This is a genomic window from Fibrobacter sp., from assembly GCF_017545445.1.
Classification (GTDB): Bacteria; Fibrobacterota; Fibrobacteria; order Fibrobacterales; family Fibrobacteraceae; genus Fibrobacter.
The window spans coordinates 1-4,616 of sequence record NZ_JAFWOM010000070.1 but is presented as its reverse complement, the minus strand read 5'-3'; the positions used below and the strand labels follow the sequence as shown (position 1 = coordinate 4,616).

At 51.3% G+C, this 4,616-nt stretch carries 9 protein-coding genes; all 9 read right to left on the bottom strand.

Annotation, left to right across the window (positions count from 1 at the left end):
* Nucleotides 1-352: 352 nt before the first annotated feature.
* The gene (locus IKG78_RS20360; RefSeq protein WP_290937907.1) at nucleotides 353-1,150 is read right to left on the bottom strand and encodes a DUF3850 domain-containing protein; all 798 of its coding nucleotides are present in this window, start codon (nucleotides 1,148-1,150) and stop codon (nucleotides 353-355) included.
* 3 nt (nucleotides 1,151-1,153) lie between these two features.
* Nucleotides 1,154-1,528 carry an ASCH domain-containing protein gene (locus tag IKG78_RS20355; RefSeq protein WP_290937909.1) on the bottom strand — a complete coding sequence of 125 codons (375 nt, stop codon included), beginning with the start codon at nucleotides 1,526-1,528 and terminating at the stop codon, nucleotides 1,154-1,156.
* A gap of 207 nt (nucleotides 1,529-1,735) precedes the next feature.
* Nucleotides 1,736-2,239: a DUF1353 domain-containing protein gene (locus IKG78_RS20350; RefSeq protein WP_290937911.1), complete on the bottom strand. Its 504-nt coding sequence runs from the start codon at nucleotides 2,237-2,239 to the stop codon at nucleotides 1,736-1,738.
* Nucleotide 2,240: 1 nt separating this feature from the next.
* Nucleotides 2,241-2,711 carry a DUF5675 family protein gene (locus IKG78_RS20345; protein WP_290937913.1) on the bottom strand — a complete coding sequence of 157 codons (471 nt, stop codon included), beginning with the start codon at nucleotides 2,709-2,711 and terminating at the stop codon, nucleotides 2,241-2,243.
* Nucleotides 2,712-2,909: 198 nt separating this feature from the next.
* Nucleotides 2,910-3,053, bottom strand: a complete 144-nt coding sequence (locus tag IKG78_RS20340) for a hypothetical protein (protein WP_290937915.1) — start codon at nucleotides 3,051-3,053, stop codon at nucleotides 2,910-2,912.
* Complete coding sequence (locus IKG78_RS20335) at nucleotides 3,050-3,229, bottom strand: hypothetical protein (RefSeq protein WP_290937917.1); 180 nt, start codon at nucleotides 3,227-3,229, stop codon at nucleotides 3,050-3,052. The genes IKG78_RS20340 and IKG78_RS20335 overlap by 4 nt, the downstream gene beginning before the upstream one ends.
* Nucleotides 3,216-3,869, bottom strand: a complete 654-nt coding sequence (locus IKG78_RS20330; protein WP_290937919.1) for a DUF3164 family protein — start codon at nucleotides 3,867-3,869, stop codon at nucleotides 3,216-3,218. The genes IKG78_RS20335 and IKG78_RS20330 overlap by 14 nt, the downstream gene beginning before the upstream one ends.
* Nucleotides 3,870-3,876: 7 nt before the next feature.
* Nucleotides 3,877-4,338: a regulatory protein GemA gene (locus tag IKG78_RS20325; RefSeq protein ID WP_290937921.1), complete on the bottom strand. Its 462-nt coding sequence runs from the start codon at nucleotides 4,336-4,338 to the stop codon at nucleotides 3,877-3,879.
* Nucleotides 4,335-4,616 (bottom strand): hypothetical protein (locus IKG78_RS20320; RefSeq protein ID WP_290942299.1); only part of this gene is annotated, 282 nt, incomplete at its 5' end. The genes IKG78_RS20320 and IKG78_RS20325, both read right to left, overlap by 4 nt.

Sequence of the window (4,616 nt, the reverse complement as noted above, 5' to 3'; positions counted from 1 at the left end):
TATGCTAAAGCGGAAGAAATGAGACAAGATTAAAAAGAGGAAATCAAGCCGGAAGCCTTGATTATATTGGGTTTGCTTGTCTCATTTTACCCGATAAATGTGTGTTTTTTGATTTTGCCGTTTTTTCGTAAATTTCGCCATGTGTTCTTTCGATGCGAAAATGTCTCACGAGTGGTGAGACATTTTTATTTTATTGAATTGGCGTTTTTGAGCCGTTTAAGGCGTTTTGAATTTTTATTGAAAAATGGGGTGCGGACATTTCGTGCGGACATGTTTTTTGAGTTTGTCGCATTTTGTGAGACAAAAAAAAGCCTCGGTTTTGTCCGAGACCCTAGAATTTTGGCGGTTGGTGTTATTTGCTTGGGTTGCTGCTTTTCGTCTTTTTCTTTTGCAGTATCTGCGAGAACTCTTCGATTGTTGGCACGCAGAGCGTGTCTTTACCGTAATTGCTGGGTGAATCCATGTCTCCAATGCCTGTTCCCATGCGTTTTGATGTGGCGTAATGCTTGACCATTTCATGGACTTCAAAGGCGTTGAACGGGTATTCCATGCGGTCAAAACCATAGAAGTTGAGCACTGTGCCAATGTGTGGATCGTTGAAAGTGAGCTTTTTGTATTTCTTGGCGAGCTCTGCGGTTTTCTTGAGGAGCAGCGGGAGCAGGAGTTCAAGCTGGCTATCTGTTTCGGCTTGTTCGGGGGTCTTTTGGTTGGCTTGGTAGTCCTTCCAGTTCCTGAGTGCGGCATGCCAGTCGGAGAGCGGAAGGCCGGATTTCATCTTCCAGCCGGTCATTGCGTAGTAGTTGTAGAAGCGTTTTGCACAGTCTGCGGACTTGCCGATTGTGGCGGCGTATTCTATGGCTTCGGCTTCGCTTTGCGGGTGGTTGCCTGCGTTTGTTCTGGAGTTCTTTGCGGAGCGTTTGACGCTGAAAACGCAGTAATCGTCCTTAATTCCTTCGGAGTCCTCGGAGTGCATTATGAACTTGATGATGACGATAAGCGAGCGGCCTGTTTCTTGTGCACCATCCATTTCGAAGAGCACGAGACGGTCACCGACGGAATACAGGCGGTCAGCCCTGCGGATGACGAATGTCAAGTCGCCATTCAACAGCGGTTCAAATTTCTTTTTAGTGACTTTCAAGATGTGTTCCATAAGTTACCTCTTGATGTATTGCCAGGACTGTGGCGGGCGTGTCGCTCCGAGGTCTTCCAGCTGGAGCCAGTTCGGTTCAAATTCGTCGGCTCCTTCAATTACCCATCCGTAAAGTTTGCCGTTGCCTTTGTACTTGATGATTTCTTCGCGGGAAACGCAGGATTTAGCACAGATTTCATCAGTAATTTCTTTGATTTCGAATGCTTCCGTTACAACCATACGCCCATCGATGCTGCGGACATCCGTATTGTAGATGTAAACGGTAGCGTCAAGATAGCCGCCTGTTTTCGGGGCTGTCTTGCGGAGTTCCAGTGTTTTCTTGCCCTGATAAATGAGGTCTGCCCATTTACCGTGCATGCTCATGAGTATGTCTTTCATTATGCTATCCTCGATAATGTTGAAAGAAGCTTGAAGATTATGGCGATCATGAGGCCGAACGCGAACAGATTGCCAAGGAAGATGATTATATGGAGGCTGTAGGCCTTGAAACCGTGCCTAATTCGGTGCTTTAGCGTGTCGAAATTGCCCATTTCGGTGCGCTTTTTTGAGGTCTTTTGCATGTTTGGCTCCTTTAAAAAAGACCCCTTACGGGGCCTTGATTTTGAGTTTTTTGCCGTTGAAGCTCTTGAGAACTTGCCCTTTGTCTAGCCATCGCATCCGCACAAGCGTTTTGTTGTGGTTGTAGATGGGGCCTTGGTCTTCGTCGAGGGTGTTGTAGTGCGAACCGGCACAGATCTTGACTGCATAGTAAACCGCGTTGCGCTTGAATGGTCCGATGCCTGCGTGTTCCAGCATTTCGCGAAGGAGCTGGTCGGAGAATTTCTTGCTGAGAAATCCGTGATAGTTCACATCGTGGATCATCCACGCGATTGCGAGCTTGATATCGCCAATCTTCGGGATGAACGGATTCACGACAGATGGGCCGCTGCGAAAATCAGTGATATAGCCGGGGTGGATTTCATAGACGAGGACTCCGGGGATGAGCGAAGACTGGATTTCGATGTGCATCTTGTACTGGATTTCCCAGAGGTCGGTGCGGTCCATGTATTCTTTCCATGTCGGGATGTCGGGGCGAATGGCTAAGTTCATTTTATCTCTTGTTGATGATGGTGAGGGTCGCTTCGTTGTAGTCCTCGGTCATGTACTCGATGACCTTGGACGTGGCGTTTTGATAGATGATGTTCGACTTTTCGTCGTGTTTGAAGGCCGCAAGGATGCAACCTTGTGTGTCCTCCGGGCGGTTTCCACCGTGGATGCGAACCCCAGCAAATCCGGGCACGTTCAAAATGAGCGGGAGCGGTCGCTGGAAGCGTTTGGAGTGCGTAATGATGCACTGGTATGTGCCTGCGGGGATTGCCGTCTTTCCGGGAACTTTCGGGCCCGTGCGGACTGTGGGTTCCATGGTGTAGCAGACGAAATGGCCCTGCGGGTCGTATTCTCGTGACCGCCATGTCTTGAGGTCGGTGTCGAGGTATTCGCGTGATATTTTCATCCAGCCGATGGTGCGGTCCGGGAGGAAGATTTTGCGTTCGATGTTGATGTGGATGCGTTTGAATTTCATGGCTAGAAGTTGTTGAGTAGGTTGATGACGATAGCGAAGCCTAAGATTTCGGCTGCCGTGAGTGCCGTGAAGGCGATAATGAGCTTGTTGGTGCGCTGCATGGTTCCTTGTTGATTGGTTAGTACCCGTGCGGGGGCTTACACCCCGCGCCATCCACTCCATGGCTGTCTTTGCAACGGGCTGTGGTCACGAAAATGGCTAGAACGTGACCGTGATGGTAAGGACTGCCGCCGCTACCCAGTAGATGACCTTGCGGATGTCCATATCTACGATGCCGTAAACGATGGCCGCCGCAATGTCAAGGATGATGAGGACCAGCGGAAAGATTTGTTGTTTGCTCATCCCTTCTCCCACTTTGCAAGCAGGTCGTTCATTGCCGCGTGGGGGCTTGTGCCTACGCCGCGCATGAGTTCCTTGCCTGCCGATTGCCTGATGACGACTGCATAACCGTGCGTGTAGTCCGCTTCGAGGGAGAGCTGGTCGCGGAAGAAGTCGAGCGTCTCTTTACTGTTCGGCATTCTTGACTTCCTCTGCGTCAACTTGGATGTCGTTGAAGTTCAAGCTGATTTCGTTCCAGCCACCTTCGGGAACATCGGTGTTCTTGGAGCGGAAGCGGAGTGCCATCTTGGAGGACTTCACGAAGATGGAGTCGTCAAGGAGCTGCATGGCCTTTTTCCATTCGTGGTCCTGGATGTCGATGCGCTTGAGCTTGAGGAGCATCGCCGTATTGATGCGGCCCTGCTTGTCAACGGAGAACGCCTGAGCGATGACCTTGGAAAGCGTCGGGTCGGTGTCCTTGAGCTTGTCGTTAATCCACTTGTCGATGGTAGTCTTGACCATCTGTAGGCGTTCGTCGAAACTGATGGTCTCGTCAATGCGGCGTTCGATGCAGAGGTTCTGCGAGAAGTTGTAGAGGAGGATGTTGCCTTTCCAGCCTTCGCGGACCTTGTTGTCCTTCGCAAGTTCCTTGAGGTACTTTTCGATAGAACCCACGATGTCGGCCTTTTCGCTCGCGAGCTTGTCGGAGAGCTTCTGCACCTTCTTGATGATGGATTCGACGAGCTTGTCCTTTTTCTTGTCTTCGGGACGGATGTATTCTTCCGGGACGGGGCGGCCCTTGGAATCGAGCCAGTTGCCTTGTTTGTCTTTTTGTGCCATAAGTTACCTACTTGGTTTGAGTTGTGTGTTGTTTAAATTCGTCGGGAGTCATCGCCCCCATGGTCTTGATTGCCCTGATGAGCGTCTGTGCGTCATGCATCGTTATCCATCTTACGTGGTCGATGCCTGTGAGACGCTTGACGAACGCGTCGAGGGCCTTCTTTCGGTCTGCGGCGGTCGTCGCCCTGCTCACCTTTGCCCACATCGCCTCGATTGCCCTCAGCTGCCTGGGTGTCGCCAAGTGTTTCTTGCGTTCCACGAGGTCGTTGAACTTCTGCACGTTGCCGTGGACCTTTTCGCGGAGTTCCTTGATGAGCTGGAAGCGCTGTTGCGGGTTCAGTTCCTTGGAACTTTGGACATGGTAGCGGTCGTTAAGCATGTCGCGGTACGCTTCGTCGTTCAGCCCGAGGAGCCTTGCAAGGCCGTGGATGACCTTGAAATCCTGTGCGCGGCGGTCTGCGGGTGTCATTGGGCTACCACCAGCATCTGTGACGCACTTTCAATGATTTCATTGTCGAGCGTGTCCCGTTGGTTGTTGCGCATGAGTTCGCGACTCCACATCACGAGGTGTGAAAGCAGACGGAAGTTGCGGCGGCAAGTCTTTGCGCACTGTTCAATGACGTTCGGCTCGTAGTTCTCGAATCGGCTATCGATGTAGGCCTTGATATCCGCATCCTTGAGGAGCTTTGCCCTGCACGGTGCACTGATGCGGCTGTTCAACTGAGCGTAGTGGTTGCGGTCACCCTG